Genomic DNA, 25,113 nt, shown 5'->3' with positions numbered 1-25,113 from the left:
AACAGCCCAGTGGGCTGTTTCTAGGCGAAGAGGCGGCGGCGGCCGCCCCACCACCCCGCTCCGCCATCATCAACACAGAAAGGCATTAAATGACCACCATCGAAGACTTCACCAGCCAGTACGGCCTGGTCCAGAAGATCGACGCATTCGGCTACATGAAGTACCTGGCCGAGAACCCGGACGCCCCGTGCAAGCACGGCAAGGTGGTGCTCGTCACCGCCGATACGCCGCTCAAGGCATCGCGCGGCGAAGGCAAGACCACCACGACCATCGCCTTGATCGACGCCCTGAACAAGCGTGGCATTGATGCGGCCGCCGTGCTGCGTCAGCCGAGCATGGGCATCACCGCAGCCGGTTCCAAGGGCGGTGCCTCCGGCGGCGGCAAGGCATCCCTGACCCACCCCGAGCTCATCGACTGGGGTCTGTGCGGCGAAATGGGCGCCATCGAGGCGGCCCAGAACCTGCTCGTCTCCTTCGCCGAGAAGGCCATCGATGAAGGCAAGCTTGACACGATTCTCGTGCCGCGTGTCTCCGAGGTGCCGAGCCGCTCCCTGCGCTCCACCGCCGTGGACTACGGCAAGGGCAACGTGCCGGAGAAGGTCGTGCTCACGCCGACCTGCGAGCTCATGCAGATCATGGTGCTCTCCCGCTCGATGGACGAGATTTCCGAGCGCGTATCCAAGATGATCGCCGGCACCAAGGACGGCAAGGCCGTGACCTTCGGCGAGTTCGTGGACCTGTGGCGCATCACCGGCATTCTGGCCGACGCGGTCAAGCCGGCCAAGACCGAGACCGTGAACGGCTCCCCGGTCTACGTGCACGGTGGCCCGTTCGCCAACGTGTCCATCGGCATTCCGACGCTAGTTTCCGTGGAAATGGCCTGCGCTCTGCATGATGTGGTTGTCGTCGAAGCCGGTTACGGCACCGACGCCGGTGCCCAGAAGTGGCTGGACATCGCCTGTCGCGAGTATGGCGCGCAGTGGCCGTCCGCCGCCATCGTGGTGACCCGCGCCTCCACCTGGCGCGACGATCCCGAGCTGGCCTGGCGCTACCCGTTCCACGTGCAGCGCCTGGAGAACCTGGACATTCCGACCTTCCCGCTCATCAACCTGTGGGAAGGCGAGGACGATCAGGTCCCGTCCCTGCAGGCCACCGCCGATGAGCTAGGCTTCCGCACGCCGATCGTCGGCAATCTGTTCCGCGACGGCGGCGAGGCGCTGGTCCCGCAGCTTGACGGTTTCGTCGATGCGTTGCAGAACGGCTCCATGCCGGCCAAACCGCATTCGCACAAGGGCATGGCCCTGACCGAGAACGCCAAGTGGGTGGCCGAGAACGCCTACGGCGTACCGGCCGAGCGCGTGATCTACAAGCCGGGCTTCACCGAGTCTGTGTCCGAGGCCATGGAACTGTGCCAGAGCGCAGGCATCTCGCTGGACAATCTGACGTTCGTGGCGGTCAAGTCCCCGGCGACCATGACCGACAACGACCGTGCCCCCGAAGAAGAGCGCACCGTGACCCTGAAGAAGGTCGAGGTGCATGCCGGTGCCGGTCTGGTCCACGTCAACCTGACCACCAGCCTCACCACCCCTATGCCCAAGATCGTCTGATGACAGGTACGAGGTGAGGTAACTCGCTTTCGAGGGGCGGATTTCCGGTTTTCCGGAGGTCTATCTGCGTTTCGAGGGGTTCTTCGATTGCGAAACCCGGAGTATGATCATTGAAACTGCAATGTTTATACTCCGGGTTTCTTGTTTTAAAAGCCCCTTGAAACGCTAGTAGAGCTTCTGAATGTTGGAAATCAGCCCCTTGAAACGTAGAAAGCCCGGTGGGCTTTCCGTAGGCGATGCGAGCAGCTATGCTGCGAGGGGAATGGTGGCAACTAGAAGTTGCCGCCATTCCAGCCCCAGTCGGTGGTGGCGGTGTAACGGATGTAGGTGCGGTCCTCGGGAATGCCGAGCGTGGAGTTCAGCGCGGCCATAATGCTCTCGGTCAGCTTTTCCCAAGCAGAGCCCGGCACGGAGCGGCCGAACACGTTGACCTCCACATAGGCGGCGGGCTGGTCATCGCTACCACCGAAGTAGATCGGCATATTGTCTTCGAACGGGCACATCAGCCAGCCCTCGGACTTGCCCGGCACGGCGGTAATCGCCTTGCCATAGGCGGCCTTCAACGCCTCGCGCTGCTCAGGGGTGGTGGACACGGACACATGAGTGTGAATAACGGGCATAATTCCTCCTTGATTCGGTTCGCTTCCAGTCTAGCCTCAGCGGCTGCTGTTGAACATGGCATGCGGACGTAGGAAGCTGCTCGCAGAGCGGACCGGGGCAAGGCCAATTGGGGAGATTATTGGCCTTTTCAGCCAATATATGTTCCGCAGTCAGCCCAATAGTGTTGAATACCCTTGTGAGAAAATTGATTGAACAGCTGATGAAGTTCGGCATTGTGGGCGTCATCGCCTTTGTTATCGACTGGGGTATCCTCAACCTATTGGTTGGCATATTCCACATGCACAACGTGCTGGCTGCCACCATCTCTTTCATCATCTCGCTGATTTTCAACTATCTGGCGAGCATGAAATTCGTATTCAAGCATCGTGATGACATGGCGCGCTGGATGGAGATTCTTATCTTCGTGGTGGGCGCTGTAGTCGGTCTGTTCATGAATGACGCGATTATCTGGATTTCCACCTATGGCATGAACCACGATGCCTATGTATCGCAGCATGCCGAATATCTGTTGCGTACCAATATCGGCAAGTTGGTGGCCACTGCCGTGGTGATGATCTGGAACTTCTTGATTCGCAAGTGGCTGCTCGACGATACGCACACCAATGCGATGAACCGTCTGAAGTCCGCTGAAAATCGACTGAATGCTGAGGAGCTTGAAGCCAAGTGGCAGAACAGCTTCTCCCACAAGCTCGGCATCTGGTCCCTGGAACACACGCCCAAAGGCTGGTCGAAGTAGCGTTTTGACGTATAGCTAAGCCCCCTCGTCAGAGGGGGCTTAGCTTTTGTCTCACACACTCACTTCAGTCAAGGTCGGCTGCTCGGTGGAGCCCTTGATCTGTTTGAAGCCAATCAGCGCAATCACCAGCGAGGCCAGTGCTAAAGTGGTCACCACCATGAAGCCGCCATGCGAGCCCATGCGGTCAATGAACTGGCCGGCAATCGCCGAACCGGCGGAGGAGCCGATGGAGTTCATCGCACCCATCCACGCCATGCCCTCGGTCAAGCGAGAGGGCGGCACCAGATGCAACATGAGCTGGTTGCCGTTGATCCACGTCGGGGCCTGGCATACGCCAATAATCAAGTAGATGATCATGATTACCCACAGATGCTTGGCGAACAGGAACGTACTGATGCCGATGTTCACCACGGCCAGGCAGAAGTAGAAGCGCTTCCACAGGGCAATCGACCAGTTCTTCGCGCCATACACCAATGCGCCCATCAGCGAGCTGAAGGAGAAGCAGGCAAACACAAAGCCCGTGTACTGCTTCATATTCGCTTCGGTGGCGAACGCAATAATCGAGATGCCCGTGGCCGACTGGAACGCGCCCAAACCGAACCAGGTGACGCACACCGCAATCAGACCCGGACCCCAAATGGACGCCTTCTTGCCCGAACGCGCATCGGCGACCGCCTGCTTAATGGCTGCGTTAATCGTGGCCTCATCGGTCACGCCTTCACGCTCAAGACGGCGGCGGGTCTCCTCGGCGGCGGTTTCCAACTTCAGCGCCTCAGCTTTGGCGGCCTCGCGCTCACGGTATTCCTTGCGGGAGATGCCCTCGGCGCGCGCCAGCGCGGTCTGCGATGGCGGCTCGGTGGTCAGCTCGGTCAGGAACATCAGCGCACCGATCACCACGCACATGCCAGTGAACGAGAACGCCAGCAAACCGGAGATCACGGCCAGCGTGGAGGCCAGCGGATTGCCGATCACCCACATGCATTCGTCGAGCACGCCGCACAGCGACAGCGCGCGGTTCGTGCGCTCCCGGTCACCCTTAAGAATCTTGGTCCAGCGCGCGCGGCTCATCGCGCCCCACGGCGGAATGGCGGCCAGGAACGGCGTCAGACAGTACAGCACCCATTCCGGCGCGCGGTTGGTAATCGCCGTCACCAGCGCGATGGCGGCCACAATCCAAACGATGATCGTCGGAATCGAGACCTGTCTCTGGCCGAACTTGTCGGTCAGCTTGCCCAGCAGCGGCGTGGCCACGGCCAGCGCAATCGCCTGAATGGCGGTGAGCATGCCGGCCAGCGAATAGTTGCCGTAATAATGCTGTACGGAAATGGTGATGGTCATGCCGACCATCGGGAATGGCATGCAGGCGATGACCGAGCCGATGGAATAACGGGCGGTATGCGGAATGCGCAGTAGTTCCGCATACCCACCAAAGACTTTGTGGCCTACTTCCTTGATGCCGGCCAGAATGGTGCTCGAGTTCGAGTTGGACGAGTTATTGGACATAACAGCACTACGCTCCTTTCCGCTCCCGATTGGATGTCCCCCGCTGGCGTGGCGTTGCCGGCGAAGCCCTCATCGAATGATGTGTTGTCCATGGTCGCGCAAAGTTTGCGTCGGATTTTCCCATCCGCATATTTGCGTCACGGATACTCTACGGGTGTCCACTCCGCGACACGCGGTAGATTGGAGATATTAAGACAACGTTCTCATGCCCTTCAGGGCGGGAAGCAGAAAGGCGGCTCATGAGCGCTACCACCATCCATTTCGTCCGGCATGGCAAGGTATACAACCCCGACCATCTGCTCTATGAGCGACTGCCCGACTTCCATCTTTCCGACCTTGGCCGTCGCATGGCCCAAGCCACCGCCGCGTACTTGGCCAAGAATCCCCAAACCAATACGATTGCAGCCGTCTACTCCTCGCCGCTCGACCGTACGCGCGAGACCGCCGGCGCGATTCTCGATGCGCTGAACCCCGTGCGCGAGGCTCGTGGCGAGGCTCCGCTCACGCTCACCACTGATGAACGGGTGATTGAGGCCGGCAACGAGTTCCGTGGCAAGCGCATCGGCCATGGCGAGGGCGCGCTGTGGAAGAACGGCAACTGGAAGCTCGTCACCAACCTGTACAAGCCGAGCTGGGGCGAGTCCTATCAGCACATCGCGGCGCGTATGGACGACTTCGCCCGCGAGAAGGTGGCCCAGCACCCCGGCGAGCAGATTGTGGTGGTCAGCCACGAATCGCCGATTTTCAGTTATCGACATTATCTGGAGACCGGCCACCCCGAGCACTGGATGTTCCTGCGGCACACGGCGCTCGCCTCCGTGACCTCGGTGACGTACGACAACGAAACCGGCCGTGTGATGTCAATCACGTATGTCGACCCAGCAGCCAATGTCAAGTAACGGCACACTGGTGTTAGGACATTGGCTCCCCTCGGAGAGGGGAGCCAAGACGCACTACAATCGAGTGGTGGACGCGAAGGAGCATAGATGACCATTGAACTCAATCGTGAGGCAATCGCACAGGTCGCGGCATTGCCGGCGGTAACTGAGGCCGCCGAAGCCGGCTCGGCGCTTATCGGCCTGTGGCCGCTGACCGAAGCCATGCAAATGGACAATGACGCCAAGTACGCGGAGAATCTGCAGGTGCGCCTCACCCGCGCGTTCGCCCGCGTACTGACCGGTGAGGACGTCACCGTGCCCGACGCCGAATTCGTGTATGAGGGCGCCGATGAGATTCCCGGCCGTCCGCAGAACATCGTTGATGCGCTGCTTGCCGCCAATGACGCCTACGATACGATGGCCGGGTATTGCACATCCGGTGATGCGCGGCTGGTCTTCGACGCCGCCGCGACGCTGGGCGTCCATTGGAGCGACTCCGTCGCGCACGCCGTCCGCGCCACGATAGCCGACGTGGAGTCGCAGATCGAAGCCGACGCCGTTCAGGGCCGCCTGGCCGCGTCCGGCGAGCCTGAGGACGTCGCAGACCGTTTCGCCACCGCACTCGCCGTATGCGATGCGCTGCTGGGCGTGGTGGCCGAAGACGCCGGCGCCGACGCCCGGGCTCGGGCGACCGCCGTGCTGCCGATTCTGCTGTACGTCAATGAGTTGCGCGAACAGTGCTCGATTCCGCGCATCTGCCTGACCGATCGGCAGATTTCCGAGCTTCTCGATGCCCGTGCCGGGTCCGGGGACGCCGGGACCCTGGCCGCCACCGCCGCATACATCGCCCCTTTGGCCCGCGACGAATGGACCAGGCATCGTGACGATGTGCTTTGGGATCCGGGCGAGGCCAAGAGGAGGGCCAAGGAGGAGGACGAGAAGCGCAACAAGGAGGCTTTGGCCGCCAAGTTCGCCCACATCAAGGACGATCCGGGCAAGGAGGCCGTGGAGCTGTAGCCGGTGCCGGGCGTCGCGGGCGGCGTCGCGCGCCGCTGGTTTGTGATCGTCTTGCCATCGTTTTCGCCGTGGCGGTATCCTATGGGGTGAACAGTATCGTCCGTGCAATGGAAGTGGAAGATTTATGGACAACGATGTCAATCTGCGCACGCTTGTCAACGATGGCGGCAGCGCGGTAATCAGCGATTACGGGGCGCATCTGCTGCGCTGGGCCCCGACAGGACAGCCGGATGTGGTATGGACGCCGAGCACATGGCGCATCGAACCCGGCAAGCCGCTCGGCGGCGGGGTTCCGATCTGCTTTCCGTGGTTCGGGCCCGGATTCGCGCATGGCCGGCAGCTGGCGATCACGCCATCCCACGGATTCGCAAGGGTGCGCCGGTGGACGCTGGATGAGGAGGGGTTCACCGATGACCGGGTGCGGTATGTGATGGATTCCGAGCGTCTGACGGATGGCGAAGTGCCGTGGCTTGACGACGAGCCTGAGGTGCGCTTCCGCGCCACATACGACGTGCACGCCGCTGACACGCTGACGATGAGCCTGACCGTCGTCAATACCGGTGATGTTCCGATGTCGTATGAGGCCGCGCTGCATTCCTATCTGCATGTGGGAGATGTATCCGACGCCGGTCTGGTGGGTCTGCGGGGGGCGACGTATCTGGACGCCACCGAGACCGGTTTCCCGCCGCGATTGCAGGAGCCGGAGGCGGTGACGTTCGGCGAACGGCCGGTGGATCGCGTGTATTATTCGGATTCGTCCGTGCAGTTGCGCGACGCCGTTCTGGGCCGCGTGGTGCATATCGTCAAATCCGGCTCGCCGCAGACCGTGGTATGGAACCCGGGCAAGGAAGGGGACCATATGCGTTGCGCCAGACCGGGCGAATGGCGTGGTTTCGTGGCGGTGGAGGCGGCGGCATGCCGCGACCGCGGTGTGACGTTGGCGCCGGGGGAGTCGCATACGCTTTCCCAGACGTTGTCGGTGGAGACGCTTGACGTGTGATGATGCACGGCGGCGCGGCATGCGGCCGACGATGACGGTGAGGCCCCGTTCGTCTCGAGCGGGGCCTCACCGTTGATGCACGTCGCTTCAGCGGGTTTCGCCGGAGTCCGGGCTGGCGTTCTCGTGTTCGGGCGGCACCTGGCCGTATTGCGGGGCCGGTGCGTATTGTGGAGTCTGCCCGTATTGCTGTGGGTTCTGCCCATACTGCTGGTTCTGCCCGTATTGTGGGTTCTGCCCATACGTGGGGACGGTCTGGCCGAAGTCTTGGGCGGGGGTGCCGGGAGCCGGGAATCCCGGGGCGGCGGAGGCACCGTACGGCATACCGTAGGCGTTTTGGGGTGCGGTGCCGATCGCCGCGTCGTCGTCGAACCGTGCGCCTTCCGGCTTGGAGGGCAGGGCCATGAACACAATGCCGGTGACCGCGCTGGCCAGCATGATCAATCCGCCGATGGCCAACGCGCCGAAGCCGCCGGTTGCCAGAGCCTCATAGCCGTAGCCATAACCGTAATCGTAATTGTGGCCGATGGCGCCGATGGCGCCGTACAACGCCGCGCCGCCGCCGACGATCATGATGAGCAGTCCCAGAGTCATCATGCCGCAGAAGACGGCGACCCACCAGCCGGGCTTGTTCGTATCGTGCAGGCGGCGGACGGCGAGCGCCAGGCCGGGGACGACGATGGCCAGGTTCCACAGGCTGGTGAGGAATTCCAGCCTGCCGTCCGTGACGTCGCCGAGCAGGGACAGCAGGGCGTTGATGATGACGGCGGCCAGCGTCCACCACCAGAATTCACTGCGGGAGGCGCGTCCCCTGAACACCGTGTATTTCTGCCAGAAGCGGAGGAAGGCTTCGGAGAAGGGGCATCCGTAGTACGGCTTGTTCAGCGGCACCGCGCCGGTGGGGGCCGCGTACTGGTTGTAGGTGGGGGGAACCTGGCCGTAGGCGGGGGACGGCTGGGCATAGGGATTGGCGTTCGGAGCGGACTGGCCGTAGGACTGCTGGCCGTAGATGGGCTGGCCGTAGGGTTGCTGCTGCGCCGCTGACGCCGGGGCGGCGAAACGACCATGATCCTGCCCCGCAGGCGCCGCGGTGGGGGCTCCATATTCGGGCGTGCCTGAGTGGTGTTGGATGGGGTCGCCGTTGGGCGTGGGCGTGGGCGTGGGTGGTGCGGGCGCGTTGCTGGGATCGGTCATTGATTCCCCTTTCATAAGACGATTGCGTCCCTCCATTCTCTCATTGAGCGGGTGCGGCGTTCAACATCCACGCCGAGTGGCGTTCCGCAACGGTTTCGGCCCCGCCGCCGCGGGCCGTCGCGTCCGGCGCGCGCGGCACAATAGGGGACTATGACTGATGCTGAAAACACCAAACCCGAACTGCCCAAGAACGTTCGTGTTCGCTTCTGCCCGTCGCCGACCGGAACCCCGCATGTCGGCATGATTCGTACCGCCCTGTTCAACTGGGCGGAAGCTCGCGCCACCGGCGGCACGCTGATCTTCCGTATCGAAGACACCGACGCCGTGCGCGACTCCGAAGAAAGCTACAACCAGATTCTCGAATCCCTGCGTTGGCTGGGTATCGACTGGGACGAGGGCATCGATGTGGGTGGCCCTCACGGCCCGTACCGCCAGTCCGAGCGTACCGCCATCTACAAGGATGTTGCCGCCAAGCTGCTCGAAGCCGGCTACGCCTACGAGTCCTTCTCCACTCCTGAGGAAATCAAGGAGCGCAACCTTGCCGCCGGCCGTCCGGCCGAGTTCGGCTACGATGGCTACGACCGCAACCTGACCGATGAGCAGAAGGCCGCCTTCCGCGCCGAGGGCCGCAAGCCTGCGCTACGTATCAAGATGCCTGATGAAGACATCGCCTTCGACGATCTGATTCGTGGCACCATCGAGTTCAAGGCCGGCTCCGTGCCGGACTACGTGATCGTGCGCCCGAACGGCGACCCGCTGTACACGCTGACCAACCCGGTCGACGACGCGATGATGGAGGTCAACGTCGTGCTGCGTGGCGAGGACCTCCTGAGCTCCACCCCGCGCCAGATCGTGCTGTACCGTTACCTTATGGAACTTGGCATCGCCAAGGAGATGCCGCTGTTCGGCCACATGCCGTACGTGATGGGCCAGGGCAACAAGAAGCTCTCCAAGCGCGACCCGGAGTCCAACCTGTTCAACCACCGCGACAACGGCTTCATCCGCGAGGGCCTGCTCAACTACCTGGCCCTGCTCGGCTGGTCTATCGCCCCCGACCGCGACGTGTTCTCCATGGACGAGATGGTCGAGAAGTTCGATGTGCGCGACGTCAAGGCCAACCCGGCCCGCTTCGACATCGACAAGGCCATCTCCATCAACGCCGAGCATATCCGTATGCTCGAGCCCGAGGACTTCCTGCGCCGCTCGGTGCCGTACCTGCACCGCGACGGTGTGGTTTCCGCCGATTCTTGGGATGCCCTGACCGACCGTGAGCGTGAGGTGCTGACCGCCGCCGCTCCGCTGGTCCAGCCGCGTGTGCGTCTGCTGGGTGAGGTTGCCGGCATGGTCGGCTCCCTGCTGTCCACCGAGGAGTATCTGGAGCCTGCGGATGACGCCAAGAAGCAGCTTAAGGATTCCGCCGGCGAAGTGCTGGATGCCGCCATCGCCGCTCTCGAAGGCGTGGAGGAGGTCGATTGGAAGACCGACAACCTGCATGAGACCCTGAACAAGGCTCTGGTTGAGGAGGGCGGCTACAAGCCGCGCCTCGCTTTCGGCCCGGTCCGTGTGGCCATGTCCGGACGCCGCGTCTCCCCGCCGCTGTTCGAGTCCATGGAGATCGTTGGCAAGCCGGTTTCCCTCGCTCGCCTGAAGGGTCTGCGCGAGCACCTGTGAGCTAAGGTTCCTTCCGTGCTCGGCTGAGCTGTAAGGACACTCAAGGTGGGCGTCTGCATGTGCAGATGCCCACCTTTTCTTGTATTCAGTTGTGGCGCCACTATATGCTCTCGCGGAGCGGTATCAGTTTTGGGACTGTAGCGCCCACTTCCATGCTGGAATTACGTTGATATCTCCCGCATCAGTGGGGATGGTGCCTTCCTCCCTGAGGGTAATAATGGTTCCGGTAACATCACTCATTCGGTGCATGGTCTGCTCAAGGGCTGTGATTTCACGCTTTTGAGTATGTGCGTTAGTCATATCCGCTGTGACTTGAATGGCGCTATATGGCTCCATGCCGAGTGCGTCACCTATGAGAAAATCAACTTTTTAGGCGCCTTGTGTGCGACTGGAGGGGTCTTGCCTCCAGAATTCCGTAATGACTTGGTCGAGCATGTCTTCGGGCATGGGCTGTAGGCGCTCATCCGAGAAGTTGAAATAGAACATGCGCTCGCGAGGAACCCCTGATTGCATCAAATCATTGATGAGCTGGAACAGCTGGAAAGTCTTACCGCTGCGCCACATGCCAGTGAGAATATGTTCGAGGTTGAACATGGCTGGTTTGGACAGTGAGGTCATGAAACATGCCTTGTAGGTGGTTTCGCCTTCATGTGTCCATGAAACGGTTGATAGGTAACCGGGGGGCGGTCTTTAACGTGACATTGCATTACAAGCATCGCGACGCGCTTGCTGTCGCAAGGGAACATAAGCGCCTCATTTGGTTCTTGAAGGCTGATTTGCCGGCTATGAATGCGCAAGGCAAAGATAGTCTTTGGCGGTGATGGTCCTGCCGTTCTTGCTGGTGAAGCTCTCAGTACCTCGATAAACGACGATTCTGTGGTCGGTGGGCACGCCAAGTTCCTCTCCGATTGTGGCGAGGTGCTTAAAGAAATCTGGCCGTGCGGTCATTCCTGATTTGATCTCTATCAGGGTTGGATTTCGGCGCTGCGTGGTATCAATAAGGTCGATTTCACGTTGGTTGGTGTCGCGGTAGAAGCATAGCTCGCAATCCTTGTTGCGGTTGCGGTACCGTTTCACTGTTTCCGAGATAATGAGATTTTCGAATATGTCTCCACGTTTGGGGTCGTCGGCGAGTTCTTGTGGCGAGTGGATGCCCAGGAGGTAATTCAGTAGTCCATTATCGTAGAAATAGAGCTTAGGGGTCTTAATGAGTCGTTTGCGCGTATTCGCGGAGTAGGGAACAAGCCTGAACACAATAAAACTCGCCTCCAAAATCGAGAGCCACTCTTTGGCGGTATTGAAGGATACGTTGGCGTCTCTAGCCAAGGCGGTCAGATTCAACAAGTTGCCGGCGTTTTCCGCGCAGAGTCGTAGAAAAGTATTGAAATCAGTGAGATTGCGGACATCAAGGTATTCCGCTACATCGCGGCTGACATAGGTGGCCGTGTAGTTTCGGAAGTAGATGTCTGTTGGCGTCGGCACATCATAGAGATGCGGGTAACCGCCATGGAACATGAATTCATCTACGGTAAGATCAGTCTTTGCCTGAAGTGCTTCTTCGTAGGAGAGCGGTAACAGTTGAAGCATACCGACCCTGCCGGCCAATGACTGTCCGATTCTCTTCTCCATCAGAAAGTTTTGGGATCCGGATAGCATGTATTGCCCCATAGTGCCACGTTCATCGGCCATGACTTGGATTTGTGAGAACAGGCTTGGGGCATATTGCGCTTCATCGATGATGAGTTTGCGTTCATGTGCATGAATGAATCCGACTGGGTCTTCGATGGCGCTGAGGCGAGTGGTCTCGTCTTCAAGGTTGACATATTCGTAATCAGGCAGCATGTTTTTGATGAGCGTGGATTTTCCGCTTTGACGCGGGCCTGTTACTGAAACGACCGGGAACCATGACAGCATGGGGGTGAGTTCCTGCGCAATAGTCCTAGGTATCATCATTGCCTCATCTGCAATTTCATCAGTGCATTAGATGGTAATTCATCAGTAGAGCTTATGATAATCCGTCAGTAGAGTTCATGCAAATTCATCAGTAGAGTTTATGATAGTTCATCAGTAGTGGTAGCGTAGCCCTTGAAATCATTGGTTTTGAACTATGTGCTGCATGGAATGTCATTTGATTCCGATGTTGGGTGGAATATGGATATGCCATTTGTATTGATGTGGAACTGACGCTTGCGGTTTTTCCGGTTGCGCTGAATACAGAAGCGGAGTCTACGGGGCGGGGTGAGCGGCTACTTCGCCGCGTAATCGGGGTATGGGCCATTTGGGTGCTGGCGAGAGCTGTGGCGTGAAATCGTTGAAATTCTGCGCGACACGCCGTAAGTTGCGTAAGGGTGAATACCTGCGTATATTTATCACTCGTTGCGCGGTTCGCCTCGCAGCCGGTTGAAAAACTGAATATGCCCCCATCGTCTAGCGGTCTAGGACTACGCCCTCTCACGGCGCCAACACCGGTTCAAATCCGGTTGGGGGTACGACGAACAACTCTTCGGAGTTGCTGCGCCAAGCCAAATTGGGGTGTGGTGTAATTGGCAACACAGCTGATTCTGGTTCAGCCATTCTTGGTTCGAGTCCAGGCACCCCAGCCAATAACCCTCGCGGATCAGCGAGGGTTTTTTGTTTTTACACGTCCTGCTCATGAGATACGGCCGAGAGGGTAATCCTGAATAGACAACTCTGGGGCAAAGACTGGGCTATAGTCCCAATCCGTGACTCAAAAACGGCAGAAATCCCGCGTCCGAACGTAAGGGGCGCGGGATTTCTGCCGTTTCGGGCCGTGCAGGACCGGCCGACATCGCGCGTTGCCGCGACTTGAGCGCTGTCCGATCCTGAAAACGTGAGGGAGACCGCCCTCGTCTTACTTCTTGACCGCGTTGACGGCGTCAACAGCCTTCTGCAGCGACGTGGTGTGCTCGTGGTACCACGTGACCTGCTGTTCGAGTTTCTTGGTCGCGGCCTGGTAGCCCTTGGTGTCGTCGGCCACGCAGCCTTCGTACGTCGGCAGTTCCACGGTCAGTTCCTTGGACAGCGCGTCGAGAGCGGAGGCGTCCGAGACGTCTGCCTTGGTCAGAGCGGCGGCTTCTGCAGCATCGCCATTGACCAAGTTGTTGTAGTCGTTGGTGGCGTTACGTACGTCTTCCGAGGCGGCGGCGCAGGCGGCCACTGCGCTATCGTACTGAGACGCGCTGTATGCGCGGGTGCCGAACACCGCGACCGCGGCGATAATCGCCACCGCCACGATGGCAATCACTATAGCGACCCACTTCGTCACTCGCTTGTTGTGCGGCTGTGCCGTCGCTTCTGCTTGGTTCTGGGATTCGGGCTGGTTGCCGTTCGCCTGCTGTGCGTCAGTCATATTTACCTCTCCTTCTCACTGCCCCTGTTTGTATCTTGCGGAGGGCCTGTTTCAAACAACGGGTATCCAACATATCGAGGAGAGCCGAGATTGCCGGGCGTTTCCTACTGGTTACGCTGTGGCGTGGCCGTTTTTGTCTCATATGGCGAAAGTATGCGCCAGAGGCTATTGCCGGCCGGTGACCCACGGCGCATCCGAATGGACGTGCGGAATCATCATCGCGATGACCGCCAGCAGACACCCGAGCATCACCATCAAGATGATGTTCTCGTGTCCGTGCGCCTGCAGAAGCGCGCCGGTCAGCGCGCCAGACGCCAGCGCCAGCATTACGACCGCACGCCGCCCGAGCTTCGACTGCTGGTGGCCGTGTGCTGAAGCGTCTGCGACGACGCCGGTCAGCGTCATCGTGAGCACGGTGGTGGGCAGGTCCGGCACCGACAGCTTGCGGGCGGTGGAGTTCTGGATGCCCATTGCCGGGGCGAGCAGCACGATCAGCAGGATGATGTGCAGGTCGATGTGCCGTGCGGTGGGGAAGTTCAGGCTCGGCTGTGAGGCCTGTGAGGCCTGGGTGGTCTGTGCAAGCCGTGCAATCGAGGAGACGCCGGACGCATCGTCTGCGGGGCCGGTGATGAGCTGGTTCAAAAGATAGACACCGATTAGCGCGGCGAGTACGAACGACGCCTGCACGCAGGTAGAAACCAACAGATGCTTGGCCCGGTTCTCCTCGAATCGCCGGATGATGCGCCCGCCGATAAGCGCGCCGACCATGAAGGAGACGAGCGTCAGCGCCGACGTCCACCAGACGAAGCCTTGGGCATGGGCGATCGAAAACCCAAGAAACACGATGTTGCCGGTCACGTTGGCCACGAACACATGCCCCAGCGACAGGTAGCTCAGCGCGTCCACCAGCCCGGCGACGAACGTCAGCACCACCAAGGCGGGGGAGAGCAGACCGTATCTGTCTTCCTTGCGGGGAACCAACGTGCGTCCTGCTTCGGCAAGATGTGATGTCATGGTTGCGACGAGGCTCCTTTTCGGGATTGAAATTATGGCGAGAACGTGCGTCGGTCGACGCCGCCACTCTACTCCCTACTCCCGTACGGTTCCTCCGGTTTCCGCTCGTGCGCAGATCGTCGGGACGGAGAAGACGCCGGTGATGCAGATCGATGTGCCGAAATCCCGCAGCGTGGTCTCGACCAAGTCGGGCAAGGTGTTGCGACGCCGTATGAAGGTGGATGGTACGCCGGAGAGCGTGCCGATGTACCCGTACGAGATCGCCACGCGCCTGTCCGATTTGGGACGTTTGGACTTTTCCGCGCAGCCGGTGCCGGATGCGACCCGTGATGATTTCGATCCCCTTGAACGCGACCGTCTGCGCCGGATTATCGGCACCTACCAATCCAGTGACCGTAATTTGTTGGAACTGACCGATGAGGAGCTGGAGAAATCCCTGCAATTGACGGTGACCGTCGATGGCAAGACCATGCCGACGCTGACCGGTTTGCTGCTGCTGGGCAAGGGGGAGTCTCTGAAACGCTTCGTTCCGACTCATCAGGCGTCTTTCCAAGTCATGTCTGGTACGGATATCAAAGTCAACCAAGACTATGCCGGACCATTGCTGAAGACCATCGAGCAAATCAACGACATGTTCTCTCCTTGGAATCCAAGCGTCGAGCTATCCATCGGTCTGTTCTCAATGATGGTGCCGGAATTCGACCATCGGGCGTTCCGAGAGGCGCTGGTGAACGCCTTCGGCCATCGTGACTACACCCTGCTGGGACGTGTGCGCGTGCAGTTGGATGATGCGGGGCTTACCATCGCCAATCCCGGCGGGTTCGTGGAGGGCATCAACATCCATAATCTGCTTACCGCCGAACCGCATGGCCGCAATCCATGCCTGATGGATGCGTTGAAGCGAACCGGTCTCGCCGAACGTACGGGGCGCGGCATCGACCGTATATTCGAGGGTGCTTTGAACTATGGTCGTCCTCTGCCTGATTATTCGAGGTCCAACAGGCGTGGAGTGTCGGTGCTGTTGCCTCGTAGTGTGCCCGACAAGGCGTTTGTGGAACTGCTGGCCGAGGAACGTGAGCGCAGCGGCAAGTCCATGTCTCTCGATGGTCTGCTTATTTTGGACAAGCTCAAGAGTGAACGTCGTTGTGGCTTTGATGTGTTGTCGGGCTCCCTGGACATGAGTGACCAGCGTCTGCGCACCGTATTGGGGCAGCTGACGGAGGCGGGGCTTGTTGAAAGCGCTGGCGTTGGAGCTCGCCGCACGTATATGTTGGGTGCGAAAGTGTATCGGCGCAGCGGTAGGGCGATGGATTACGTTCGCCAATCAGACATCGATAGGGTGCGGTATCCCGAACTGATCATCAAGTTAATGCATGAACAGAAATCAGTGAGAAAAAACGATGTGATGGAATTGCTGCATCTTGAGGGGAATCAGGCGTACTACCAGTTGCGAAAACTAGTCCTTGAAGGACGCGCTAAGAAGGTCGGCAGTGGACGCAACGTGCGGTATGCGGCAGTACGTTGAATGAGATACGCAGATCATTCTTGAACGGTTTTCTCTGAATCCCGAGATTTATCTCTGAATTCAGAGAAAGAATCTCGGAATTCAGAGAAAACCAGTGTGCGATGTGGCTATTCCGCTTCAGGAATTATGTACGACTTGAACGCGGCCTGCACCTGCGATGCCGTCAGCCGCTTTATCGGTACGCTTCCTATGTGGGGCTTGATGTGGTTCCCGTAGCTGTTCCCATAGCGCGTCCTTGTGCTGTCGGCGATGTTCCAGATAGTTCACGTCATGCTCCTTTGCGTGATGATTCACATGATTCGCGTCTTCATGGTGGCGTCTCCCGCCGGCGCATGAGTGACTGGTCACGCTGTCAGTGGAATCTCCCCGACGGATATCCCGCCTATGCGAGATATCCACGCCGGCGTACGGAGATTCGCATGTTCGGGCGTACGATGGACCCGGTTTTTTGCAGGATGCGGCCAACGCCTTGGATGGGCATGGGCCTGCAACCATCGTGAGCCGCCACGGGCGTTCGGCGATCGCCGGGCGGTGGATCGAGAAGGATCGGGCGATCGGGACCGCCCACCATCCGAAACCATCGTCGGCGTCGCTTCAGCGGGGCATGCCGACGGTTCGCGTTTTCCGGCAAAGGGTCGGCCGGCGCTTTCCTCATTGAAGTTCGACGGGTCATGGTCCCGCCGTGAGGGTTGGACCGGTAATCGGGTGATGCTGAAAGTCCCGACGGGACGGCGGCCGTGTCATCAAAGCGACCGCACGAACTCTCCGCCCGGAAGCGGACGGCGCTGATTTTGGAGGACCCATCGGCCGTGGCATTCCCGGGCCCGGAACATGCCATGGGGTTTGCGGACCCCGGGCGACGCCGCATGGCCTTCCCGTTCCCGCGCCACGGGCGGCGGCATGGTTCATGGCGCCGACGGTGGGTCCGTCCGCACGCGGAGCACTTCCATGCCTCGCTGACGGATGGTGGCGATCCCCCACGGAGAGGAGTATTGTTTCATTTGTAGATAACATTGTTACACAGTAGGAGAGCATTGATATGCAATCTGAACGTTCGTTGATTCCCACCCCCATGCCGGTCCGGAGACACGCACGGTCCGGGAACAGGGGGCTGGCCCTCACCGCCCTGTGTCTGGCGGTGCTGCTGGTCGTGATGGACAACACCATCGTCAACGTCGCGATTCCCACGATGAGCGACGCGTTGAACGCCTCGTCCACGGACCTGCAATGGGTGGTGGACGCCTACACGCTGTCCTTCGCGGCGCTGCTCCTGCCCGCCGGCAAACTCAGCGACCGATGGGGAAGAAGACGGATGCTGCTCGTCGGATTGGCGGGATTCGCCGTGGTCTCCGCAGCCACGGCCTTCTCCTGGGCCCTGTGGCAGCTGGTGACGCTGCGCGTGGTGTTGGGGGTCTGCGCCGCGCTGATCTATCCGGCGACGCTGTCATCAATCATCGTCATCTTCGAAGGCTCCAGGTACCGTAGCCTGGCCGTTGGCCTGTGGGCGGCGACATCAGGGGTCGGCATCGCCCTGGGCCCGATCATCGGCGGCGTCCTGCTGGAGCACTATGCGTGGAATTCCATTTTCTGGGTGTGCTCCGTCATCGGCGTGGTGGCGCTGGCCTGCATCGCGGTGGCGGTGCCCGAGGTACGGGCGTACCGTTCCGAGAGGTTCGATTTCCCCGGCACCGTGTTATCGGTGGCCGGCGTGGGCCTGCTGGTGTGGACGATCATCGAACGCCCGACTTACGGCTGGTTCTCCTGGCAGGTCATAGGCGGCATCTGCGCGGCCCTGATCATACTTGCGGTGTTCGCGGCGGTCGAGGGGCATACGCACGCCCCGCTCATCGATGTCGGCCTGTTCCGAAGGGCCACGTTCACGAGCAGCACCTGCGCGATCTGCGTCGCGTTCTTCTGCCTGTTCGGCTTCATCTTCATCACCACCCAATGGTTCCAGGCATTGCGTGGATACACCGTATTGCAGACGGCGGTCGCGACGCTGCCCTTCGCGGTGGTCATGGCGGCGGTCGCCCCGCTCGCCACGCAATTGGCGAAACGTTTCGGATACCGGTCGGTCGTCTCGACGGGACTGCTGTTCCTGTCGGCGAGCATGTTCGTGGTCACGCGTGTCGACGCCCATTGCAGCTACTGGTTCGTGGTCGTACCCACCATGGCCCTGATGGCGGCCGGCATCGCCCTGATCCAAGGGCCCGCCACGGACGCCCTGATGAGCACCGTTCCGGAAAGCTCGACCGGCGCCGCATCGGCCGTCAACGACACGATCCGTGAGATCGGCGGCACGCTGGGCGTCGCCGTCATGGGGTCCGCGATCTCCTCCGTCTACCCCGACGAGCTCTCGGACTCGTTGTCCGGACTGCAGATCCCGTCTTCCATCGCGAAAGCAGCGGAGGATTCGGTGATGGCCGCGAAATCGATCCTTCCGCACCTGCCGGCAGGTATCCGACAGACCGTGGAGCAGTCCGTCTCGACCAGTTTCATGAGCGCCACGCATGCGGCATGCTGGATCGCCTGCGCCCTCGCATTGGCGTTCGCGCTGCTCTGCTGGATCACACTTCCCAAACACGATTCAGGCAATCTCCCCCAATAGAAAGGAACATCCATCATGAAAGACGACGGACGGATCCCACGGATCAAGGACACGGATATGACGGACCGTCTCCTGACGGCCGGCGCGATAGCGGAGGACACACGCAACCCCATCGGTGACATCGCGGCATGCTCCCCCGGTCACGGCAGCCAGAGCGTCGGCATGTTCCACGCCCGCGCCGGCCAGCGTTCCCCGACATGTCTTGGCTCGGTGGCAATCTCAATGCGGTGGGACCAGCCATCACACCCATCGAGGCGCGGTCCAAGAGCGTGGCTGGACCTTCGACCCCACCCATCATGGGACGGTGCAGGGACCTACGGGCCGGATGGCGTTTTTCATCCGTAACGGCGGGATGATGCGGAGAAGCATATGAGGACTATTCGGAAAACGACAAAAAGCCAGCGGACGCCCACCACCGAGATCAGGGGCCTCATACTCGACGCCTCGAAACGAATCATCGAAGAGGACGGCTATGACGCCTTCACCATCCGGCTTCTCTCGGAAAAGGCGGATGTGTCCCCCGCGAGCATCTACCGGCATATCGGCGACAAGCAGGCCGTCATCAACGCTCTCATCGACGACAGTTTCCAGACGTTACGGGAGAAGCTCCTGCGCGTCACCACCGAGGATCCCCTGCAAAGACTCTACGATGCGGGAGTCGTATACCGCGGGCACGCCAAGGCGTCGCCCGGTATCTACGCCCTGTTGTGGCGATGGCATGCGGGCGAGGCTTCGGAGGCATGCCTCGCCGCCATGACCGAGCTGGTGCGCTACGGGCAGGCCGCGGGAAAGATTCGGAGGGATGACCCGCACCTCATCGCATGGTCCATATGGTCCGCCGTGCACGGATTCGTCCAATTCGAGACACGACCCGAACATGATACGCCCGTCGACGATGACGATGCGGCCTATTCCTTTCTGCTCCGGCTGCTCATTCGAGGGGTCCGCGCCCCTGAGACGGTCTCCGAGGGAACGGCGACCATCGCGGATACCAGCCGATCGTAGAATCGCCATTGGCCGCGCAACGCCACATCCCGTCTCACAGCGGTGAACGTTCCATCCGTCTTCAGGCTCACGGATACCTTACGGAAGTCTCCCGTCCCGTCCAATGCGGACAACGCCTTCGAGGCGGCCTCCTTCGCGCAGAAGGCCGCCCTACGTTCCACCGAGGAGGCCATACGCAATGATGCGAGCTCTTCGGAAGAGAACACGAACCGCATGATCCCGTCGGACAATCCGTCAGAATCGTCCACGTCCACTCCCACGGCACGGATTCTTTCCGCCGACGCCACGGCGGCGACGCACAGCGACGGACAATGCGACAGCGATCCCACGATGCCGGATGGCCAGAGCGGTTCACCATCCGAACCTTTGAGTATGGGCCCGTCATGGCCGATACGTCGTAAGGCCTCGTGGGCCAAAAGACGCGTCTCCGTGAATTCCCTTCTTCGTTTGGCCGTGGCGTTCCCGACCAAGGCCCGCTCACCGTCGAACAATCGCACGCGGCGCGTCCCCTCCCCCGAGATCAGCACCTCGCAGCCGGAGGCGAGCAGCGGCCCGAACAGGCGAGCCCGTCGCATCATGAGGTCTGCGCACATCATGGAGACTCTATCTACCGAAACCCACAAACCCAGCAACAGCAAGGCTTTCTACCAATTCCCAGAATGAGTGTACCACTCTGTTCGCCGCTCAAAGCCCGCCAGAAGGAAATTTGCGCTTTTCCGTACCTTCACGCCGACAAGAGGTGTCACGATTACCTATATCTCCCATACTTTCTATGTTTTCTTAAAAACAATCTATACATCTAGCAGAACTGGGGAGACCGTAGTCCCATGGTCCGCTGCTTGTATCTATGAGGAAGTCATACGGCAGGAAGGCTACCGTCTCCGACGGCATATGCACCTTCATAAGCGGCCGCCACGCAAAAAAGTGGCGCCGATCCCAGCGTCATCGAAGACTGAGTGTTTCAATATCCGGTGCGGACTTGTGTGCATCAGACGTCTGTGCGATTGAAGCAAACCGACATCGAATCCATAGGCCATACGGCCCGGATCATTTGAATCACGATTCAGAGTCAACAGATCGTCGACATGAAATGTGCGTGCGGCAACGAAACGAGTGAATGACCGACCGCAAAAGCCGGATTGCGGGTGGACACCTTACAAGGAAAGCTCGCGATAGACCAGGTCGTCTCGGATTGCAAAGCCCTGCTGCTCCCAGAAGTCGTTGCCGGCCTTGTTGTCCGCATATACGCCGACGGCAACCTTCGGCAACCCGAGTGCGCGAAGCGCCTCGACCGCATGCCCGGCCAAAAGTGAGACAACACCCATGCCGCGCGCTTCAGGATGGACCGCAGTGTGATAGATGCGTGACCGTCTGCCGTCATGGCCGGCGAGGATAGCCCCGATGATGTTCCCGCCGTCGCCCTCGTCTTGCTCACCACGATTCTGGGCGGTTCCCAGTCGCCGAGTCTTATATGCCGTTCAACGTCAGCGAGCCAGGCCTCCGCCATTGCGGTGTAGTCGGCGTCGAATCGTCTCGAATAATGCTTCGGCAAATCGGGCCATTTGGCATAGGCCCATACCGGCGGCTGGTAGCGTGCCTCCACATACCTGCGTTTTCCGTCCCTAGAGGTTCTGGACACGACCGAACCGAATCCTACGGCGCCCGCTCATCGCATTCCTCCGGATCCCTGAATCCCAAAGATTCCAAGGATTCCAACGCATTTTGAGGATCCCTTGTGCAATAGACCCGCGAAAAGAGCAAAAGTGTAAAGGAAAATGGTCTTCAATCCCAATGATTCCAATACTTCCAACACTTTTCGACCTGAAGGAAAAGTGTAAGAAGGTGTAGGAAGATGTAAAAGTGTAAACACCGTCGGAATCGACGGAGACGTTCTCATATGGCACACCGATCGATCATCGAATGTCATGAGTGGCTCCCTTCAGGCATAGAGTGGTGCACCGATTTGGCCTACCGGATGCACCACGTAACGTGCCACCGACATCGTCGGGCCGAACACCCTCTGAAGACACTACAAGGAAACTATTGTCCAAGCCGTTCGGAATCGTTGAAAGGAAGCTGTTTTCGGCAAAAGAAAAGGGCTTTCGAATTTCTTCGAAAGCCCTGCTAGCGGAGGATACGAGATTCCGGCGGCGACCTGCTGTTTTCGGCTTGATTTCAACGTTTCTGGGCTGCCGCTTAAGTGCTTCGCCGCTTAATTCGCCGCCTCTCCGGCGTGTCGTGACGGGTTGAAACGGACGGTTATGAACAGGTGTTTTTTGGGTTGCGTGAAACAGGGGAGACTATTGAGGATGCTTTTTCCATGAAGAGCGTGTAGTTCAACCAGTATATAGAACGGCCTCCCTTTGCCAGCAGTAGTGATGTGCTAAAGATTACGATTCCGAAAGAGGTAATGCGATTTGTCTCCCATAGGCAAAGTGAAAATAAAGGTAAAATGGCCGTCGTTAAAGTCCAGATGATAATACTTAGCCAGTTTCTTGCTAATTCTTCGGGGAATCTCTTTCGTGCTTCTACCATAAAATGTGAATTTGACTGGTATAGCATCGTACATATAAATGTTGCTGTAGCCATGACTAATCCGGAGAGGGTCGATAGCCCGATGAATAAATCATTGGGACTGCCATCTCCAGGTAGTTGAGGTACTGGATTGCTGAGAAGCCACCAAGTAGCGGTTATTATGGTTGCGCCTAGGATGTCAGTGGCGGGATGCGCCATAATTCCATTTATTAATGTTAAATGTGGCATTAATTACTCTTTGAAATATCGTATAAATAAGTCTCTTTATCAACTGAAACAGCAATTAAATGATTGATTAGGCCAGTGAATAATCGTGGTTCGTCATTGGATATTGTAATCTCGCTTTGTTCTACTACAGGATGGGATACTAAATTTAATTCCAACAGTTTGTCTGCGAAATCAGGTCCACTTACTTGAACTTTTCTGTTCTGATTTACTGCAGATATGATGAAATCTTGCATTATGTCTTTAAAAACGCGACGAGCTTTTCCATATGCTGTATCGTCTGTCAGGCTAATCCTAATGTCGATATCAAGATCGGCTCCCACTTTTTGTGCAATTTCTTGATAAAATTCTCCTGCGTTACCTTTTATTTCATAAGCTTTATCAATAAAATTTTTTGTTGTGAATGATGCTGTGAGGGAATCTATTCCGCGAAGTTCTTTTTTGAAACGCTCGATGCTATCTGCTGTGATGACGGGAATAACATCCCATTCATAATCTTCTTCAGGCCAGTAATAGTTTAGTGCTTTTTTGAGGGGGTCTACGCTTTTACCAGCATTGCCACTTACTCTGCTGACAAGAGAATATTTTGGGAAGAAGGCGAATGCTGACGATTTTGCTAAATTGTTTGTGTTGCTATATGCCTCGCTGTCCATGAAATCAGTGACTCTCTTGTGTTCCTGATCAATGAGCTGCATAAAATTTGGCTGGAATTGTTCAAAAACTGTAAGTACTGGATAATGCTTGTCTGTTACAGAATCAAAAATAATATTATCGAGTATTTTATTTTCCCAAGGGAATTCACGAAATTCACTGAGACGCTTCATCCAATTGATATGTCCCGTGGTTCCATTGCTGATACCATCACGAGACCTCAGCCGGAGCCAGTAGAACTGCACTGTTCTTTGAATCACGCTTGTCAAGTTGTTCACCTGCTTAGTAAGTCATATCTACCTAATGCCAATCATTGTACTTCATTTTTCTGGTGCGACGATTGGGATGAAGGACTCTACGGCCCTTCCTAAAGAAAGTGTTTGTGGCAGCCGCCGTAGTTGTATTGAGCGCATGCTTTATGTGTGGAAAATAACGGGGAGAAATCTGCCCAATACTCCGGGGTGGCGTGGAGCAGGCCGGGGAGGAGTATCCTCCCTGGTGTTGTTAAGCGGCGTCGGCGAGGAAGATGTGCTTGTGGTGGTATTCGATGAATTCGTGTGAAGGTTGGCTGATTGTCGGTAATGAGATTTCGCGTCCTTCGAAGTTGTAGAGCCATTTGTCGTTGATGTCAGAGTGCCGAACCTTGTCATGATTGACCATGATGCGATAGTCATCATCGATGGAGATAAGGCCCTGATCGAAGGCACGGTCGTGGAAGGCGTTGAGCAGCAGCCCGTTGGATGCGGCGGTTTTCTCAACGGCTGACGATGCCTTCCACGGTTTGATGTGGCTGGCGATCAGCAGCTTAGGAATCTGCATACCGGTTATACAGCAGGTGCTGTGGTAGTTCTGCAATAGTGAGTTGCGGAAATAGGATTGGTTGACTCGCTGAAGTGTTGTTATTGGTCGTTCCTCTCCGGTGGGCGTGTGTTCGGCAACGAGTAGGGTCGTTGCGGTTTCGAGAGGGGAATAACGGTCGGAGGCCAGCGGTGCTGGGTTGAAGTTGTTCGCGTCCGCTTGCAGGAGCGCGTGCCGAAGTAGATTCAGACATTGCTCCATGAACGTATCGGGGTCTTCGGCATACCACTGCCAGACTTGGGAGTCGAGTTTGCTGCCGTGCTTCATGCCTACGCGCCCACGGGCCTTGCGGTTGGCATCATAAGCTGCGATGTTCCAGATCTTCAACACCACTGAGCTGGGAGTGCGGTGCAAGAACGATGCGAGACGTTGCACGTCAAGTCCTTTGTCATCGCATTCGCGTGGTTTAAGCACGATGTACAAGGCGAACGCCATCATTGTTTCCTCGCGTGACCAATTACGGCGAGGTGTTGATGTACTGACGTCTGATGCCATGAATCCAGGATAGTGCGGAATGGTTCGTGTCTGTGCTTTGTATGCGGTATGTCTTGTGAGTCTTAGCTTGTACTCGCTGCTTCGTGTCTGAAATCTAGTGGGAAGCAGTGGTAAGCGGACTGATTTTCTTGAAGCTGCCGTAAGGACTATGCTTTCAATGATTTTGGGGTTTGCTTTGCGTGCTGGTCGTGCGTTCTACAGCGACAAGAGCGACAAGAGGGAATCTAGTGAGAAGTGCGAGGTTGAGGGGGTCAAGCATGCTAGGAATCCTAATGTTTTCAAGGGTTATTAACCCATTGGAAGAGTTCGATCGGCTTTGAATCTTCGGCATATAGAGCGATTACAGAGAATCTAGTGGGAACTAGAGCGAATCTAGTGAGTCTACATGGAAATCAAGTGCTAGTCGGAGAGACGCGTCGAAATCCCAATAATTTCAACGATTTCAGGGGAATCAGACAATGCTGTCTTACGACAGCATTGCGGCTAGATGGAAATCTAGAGTGCGTACATGGAAATCCGGTAGGGCTGCATGGAAAGCAATTCATGTTAACCAATGGGTGCGCGAAGTATGCGTACAGTCCTTGGGTGCATTGAGACCAGTAT

21 protein-coding genes and 2 tRNA genes are annotated in these 25,113 nt (G+C 58.2%); 11 read left to right on the top strand and 12 right to left on the bottom strand.

Annotated features, from left to right (window positions below):
- Positions 1–89: 89 nt before the first annotated feature.
- A complete protein-coding gene (locus FYJ31_RS00425) occupies positions 90–1,607 on the top strand; it encodes a formate--tetrahydrofolate ligase (protein ID WP_032744968.1) in 1,518 nt (505 codons plus the stop codon).
- A gap of 272 nt (positions 1,608–1,879) precedes the next feature.
- Here the strand turns inward: FYJ31_RS00425 and FYJ31_RS00420 are convergent, their stop codons facing one another.
- Positions 1,880–2,227: a phenylpyruvate tautomerase MIF-related protein gene (locus tag FYJ31_RS00420; RefSeq protein ID WP_012576632.1), complete on the bottom strand. Its 348-nt coding sequence runs from the start codon at positions 2,225–2,227 to the stop codon at positions 1,880–1,882.
- 200 nt (positions 2,228–2,427) lie between these two features.
- Here FYJ31_RS00420 and FYJ31_RS00415 point away from each other — a divergent pair, with 200 nt between their 5' ends.
- Positions 2,428–2,964 carry a GtrA family protein gene (locus FYJ31_RS00415; protein ID WP_032744967.1) on the top strand — a complete coding sequence of 179 codons (537 nt, stop codon included), beginning with the start codon at positions 2,428–2,430 and terminating at the stop codon, positions 2,962–2,964.
- 51 nt (positions 2,965–3,015) lie between these two features.
- On the opposite strand, the gene FYJ31_RS00410 is transcribed toward FYJ31_RS00415, so the two are convergent.
- Positions 3,016–4,467 carry an MFS transporter gene (locus FYJ31_RS00410; RefSeq protein WP_154535684.1) on the bottom strand — a complete coding sequence of 484 codons (1,452 nt, stop codon included), beginning with the start codon at positions 4,465–4,467 and terminating at the stop codon, positions 3,016–3,018.
- Between the two features lie 239 nt (positions 4,468–4,706).
- On the opposite strand from FYJ31_RS00410, the gene FYJ31_RS00405 reads away from it, so the two are divergent.
- The 3 genes from FYJ31_RS00405 (at position 4,707) to FYJ31_RS00395 (ending at position 7,362) form a co-directional block, all read left to right on the top strand.
- Positions 4,707–5,366: a histidine phosphatase family protein gene (locus tag FYJ31_RS00405; protein ID WP_007055549.1), complete on the top strand. Its 660-nt coding sequence runs from the start codon at positions 4,707–4,709 to the stop codon at positions 5,364–5,366.
- Between the two features lie 87 nt (positions 5,367–5,453).
- Positions 5,454–6,362 (top strand): hypothetical protein, encoded by a 909-nt coding sequence (locus FYJ31_RS00400; protein ID WP_136499996.1) that lies wholly within the window; start codon positions 5,454–5,456, stop codon positions 6,360–6,362.
- Between the two features lie 124 nt (positions 6,363–6,486).
- Positions 6,487–7,362 carry a D-hexose-6-phosphate mutarotase gene (locus tag FYJ31_RS00395; protein WP_154535683.1) on the top strand — a complete coding sequence of 292 codons (876 nt, stop codon included), beginning with the start codon at positions 6,487–6,489 and terminating at the stop codon, positions 7,360–7,362.
- Between the two features lie 87 nt (positions 7,363–7,449).
- Here the strand turns inward: FYJ31_RS00395 and FYJ31_RS00390 are convergent, their stop codons facing one another.
- Positions 7,450–8,553, bottom strand: coding sequence for a DUF805 domain-containing protein (locus FYJ31_RS00390; protein ID WP_154535682.1), 1,104 nt, complete (start codon positions 8,551–8,553; stop codon positions 7,450–7,452).
- Positions 8,554–8,703: 150 nt separating this feature from the next.
- Between FYJ31_RS00390 and gltX the strand changes: the two genes are divergently transcribed.
- A complete protein-coding gene (gltX, locus tag FYJ31_RS00385) occupies positions 8,704–10,224 on the top strand; it encodes a glutamate--tRNA ligase (RefSeq protein ID WP_154535681.1) in 1,521 nt (506 codons plus the stop codon).
- A 369-nt stretch (positions 10,225–10,593) separates the two neighbouring features.
- On the opposite strand, the gene FYJ31_RS00380 is transcribed toward gltX, so the two are convergent.
- Together FYJ31_RS00380 and FYJ31_RS00375 are read right to left on the bottom strand one after the other, a co-directional pair.
- A complete protein-coding gene (locus FYJ31_RS00380; RefSeq protein WP_065474248.1) occupies positions 10,594–10,842 on the bottom strand; it encodes an AAA family ATPase in 249 nt (82 codons plus the stop codon).
- 165 nt (positions 10,843–11,007) lie between these two features.
- On the bottom strand, positions 11,008–12,138 hold the full coding sequence (locus FYJ31_RS00375; protein ID WP_229773796.1) for an ATP-binding protein: 1,131 nt from the start codon (positions 12,136–12,138) through the stop codon (positions 11,008–11,010).
- Positions 12,139–12,640: 502 nt separating this feature from the next.
- Here FYJ31_RS00375 and FYJ31_RS00370 point away from each other — a divergent pair.
- Positions 12,641–12,713, top strand: a tRNA-Glu gene (locus tag FYJ31_RS00370).
- Between the two features lie 39 nt (positions 12,714–12,752).
- Positions 12,753–12,827: transfer RNA gene (locus tag FYJ31_RS00365), tRNA-Gln, on the top strand.
- Between the two features lie 269 nt (positions 12,828–13,096).
- On the opposite strand, the gene FYJ31_RS00360 is transcribed toward FYJ31_RS00365, so the two are convergent.
- Together FYJ31_RS00360 and FYJ31_RS00355 are read right to left on the bottom strand one after the other, a co-directional pair.
- The gene (locus FYJ31_RS00360) at positions 13,097–13,594 is read right to left on the bottom strand and encodes a hypothetical protein (protein ID WP_013140100.1); all 498 of its coding nucleotides are present in this window, start codon (positions 13,592–13,594) and stop codon (positions 13,097–13,099) included.
- A 165-nt stretch (positions 13,595–13,759) separates the two neighbouring features.
- Positions 13,760–14,608 carry a YoaK family protein gene (locus tag FYJ31_RS00355; RefSeq protein ID WP_012576643.1) on the bottom strand — a complete coding sequence of 283 codons (849 nt, stop codon included), beginning with the start codon at positions 14,606–14,608 and terminating at the stop codon, positions 13,760–13,762.
- A gap of 34 nt (positions 14,609–14,642) precedes the next feature.
- Here FYJ31_RS00355 and FYJ31_RS00350 point away from each other — a divergent pair, with 34 nt between their 5' ends.
- Complete coding sequence (locus tag FYJ31_RS00350; RefSeq protein ID WP_229773795.1) at positions 14,643–16,133, top strand: ATP-binding protein; 1,491 nt, start codon at positions 14,643–14,645, stop codon at positions 16,131–16,133.
- Positions 16,134–16,240: 107 nt separating this feature from the next.
- Here FYJ31_RS00350 and FYJ31_RS13250 read toward each other — a convergent pair whose 3' ends face one another.
- Positions 16,241–16,336: a hypothetical protein gene (locus FYJ31_RS13250; protein WP_350029032.1), complete on the bottom strand. Its 96-nt coding sequence runs from the start codon at positions 16,334–16,336 to the stop codon at positions 16,241–16,243.
- 836 nt (positions 16,337–17,172) lie between these two features.
- Here FYJ31_RS13250 and FYJ31_RS00340 point away from each other — a divergent pair.
- Positions 17,173–18,741, top strand: a complete 1,569-nt coding sequence (locus FYJ31_RS00340) for an MFS transporter (RefSeq protein ID WP_065473403.1) — start codon at positions 17,173–17,175, stop codon at positions 18,739–18,741.
- A 369-nt stretch (positions 18,742–19,110) separates the two neighbouring features.
- Positions 19,111–19,746, top strand: a complete 636-nt coding sequence (locus tag FYJ31_RS00330; protein WP_065473407.1) for a TetR/AcrR family transcriptional regulator — start codon at positions 19,111–19,113, stop codon at positions 19,744–19,746.
- Here FYJ31_RS00330 and FYJ31_RS00325 read toward each other — a convergent pair.
- The 4 genes from FYJ31_RS00325 to FYJ31_RS00310 all read right to left on the bottom strand — a co-directional run bounded on the left by FYJ31_RS00325 (position 19,650) and on the right by FYJ31_RS00310 (position 24,453).
- Positions 19,650–20,342 carry a 4'-phosphopantetheinyl transferase family protein gene (locus FYJ31_RS00325; protein ID WP_081292520.1) on the bottom strand — a complete coding sequence of 231 codons (693 nt, stop codon included), beginning with the start codon at positions 20,340–20,342 and terminating at the stop codon, positions 19,650–19,652. The two genes, FYJ31_RS00330 and FYJ31_RS00325, sit on opposite strands and share 97 nt — an antisense overlap.
- A gap of 558 nt (positions 20,343–20,900) precedes the next feature.
- A complete protein-coding gene (locus FYJ31_RS00320) occupies positions 20,901–21,152 on the bottom strand; it encodes a GNAT family N-acetyltransferase (RefSeq protein ID WP_326831157.1) in 252 nt (83 codons plus the stop codon).
- A 1,356-nt stretch (positions 21,153–22,508) separates the two neighbouring features.
- Positions 22,509–23,417 (bottom strand): ImpB/MucB/SamB family protein, encoded by a 909-nt coding sequence (locus FYJ31_RS00315; RefSeq protein ID WP_230473952.1) that lies wholly within the window; start codon positions 23,415–23,417, stop codon positions 22,509–22,511.
- Between the two features lie 244 nt (positions 23,418–23,661).
- Positions 23,662–24,453 (bottom strand): HNH endonuclease, encoded by a 792-nt coding sequence (locus tag FYJ31_RS00310; RefSeq protein WP_015438305.1) that lies wholly within the window; start codon positions 24,451–24,453, stop codon positions 23,662–23,664.
- Positions 24,454–25,113 lie beyond the last annotated feature (660 nt).

It is taken from the genome of Bifidobacterium sp. WCA-178-WT-4B (assembly GCF_009696495.1).
Taxonomy (GTDB): domain Bacteria; phylum Actinomycetota; class Actinomycetes; order Actinomycetales; family Bifidobacteriaceae; genus Bifidobacterium; species Bifidobacterium infantis.
This window is presented reverse-complemented; position numbering and strand designations above follow the sequence as displayed.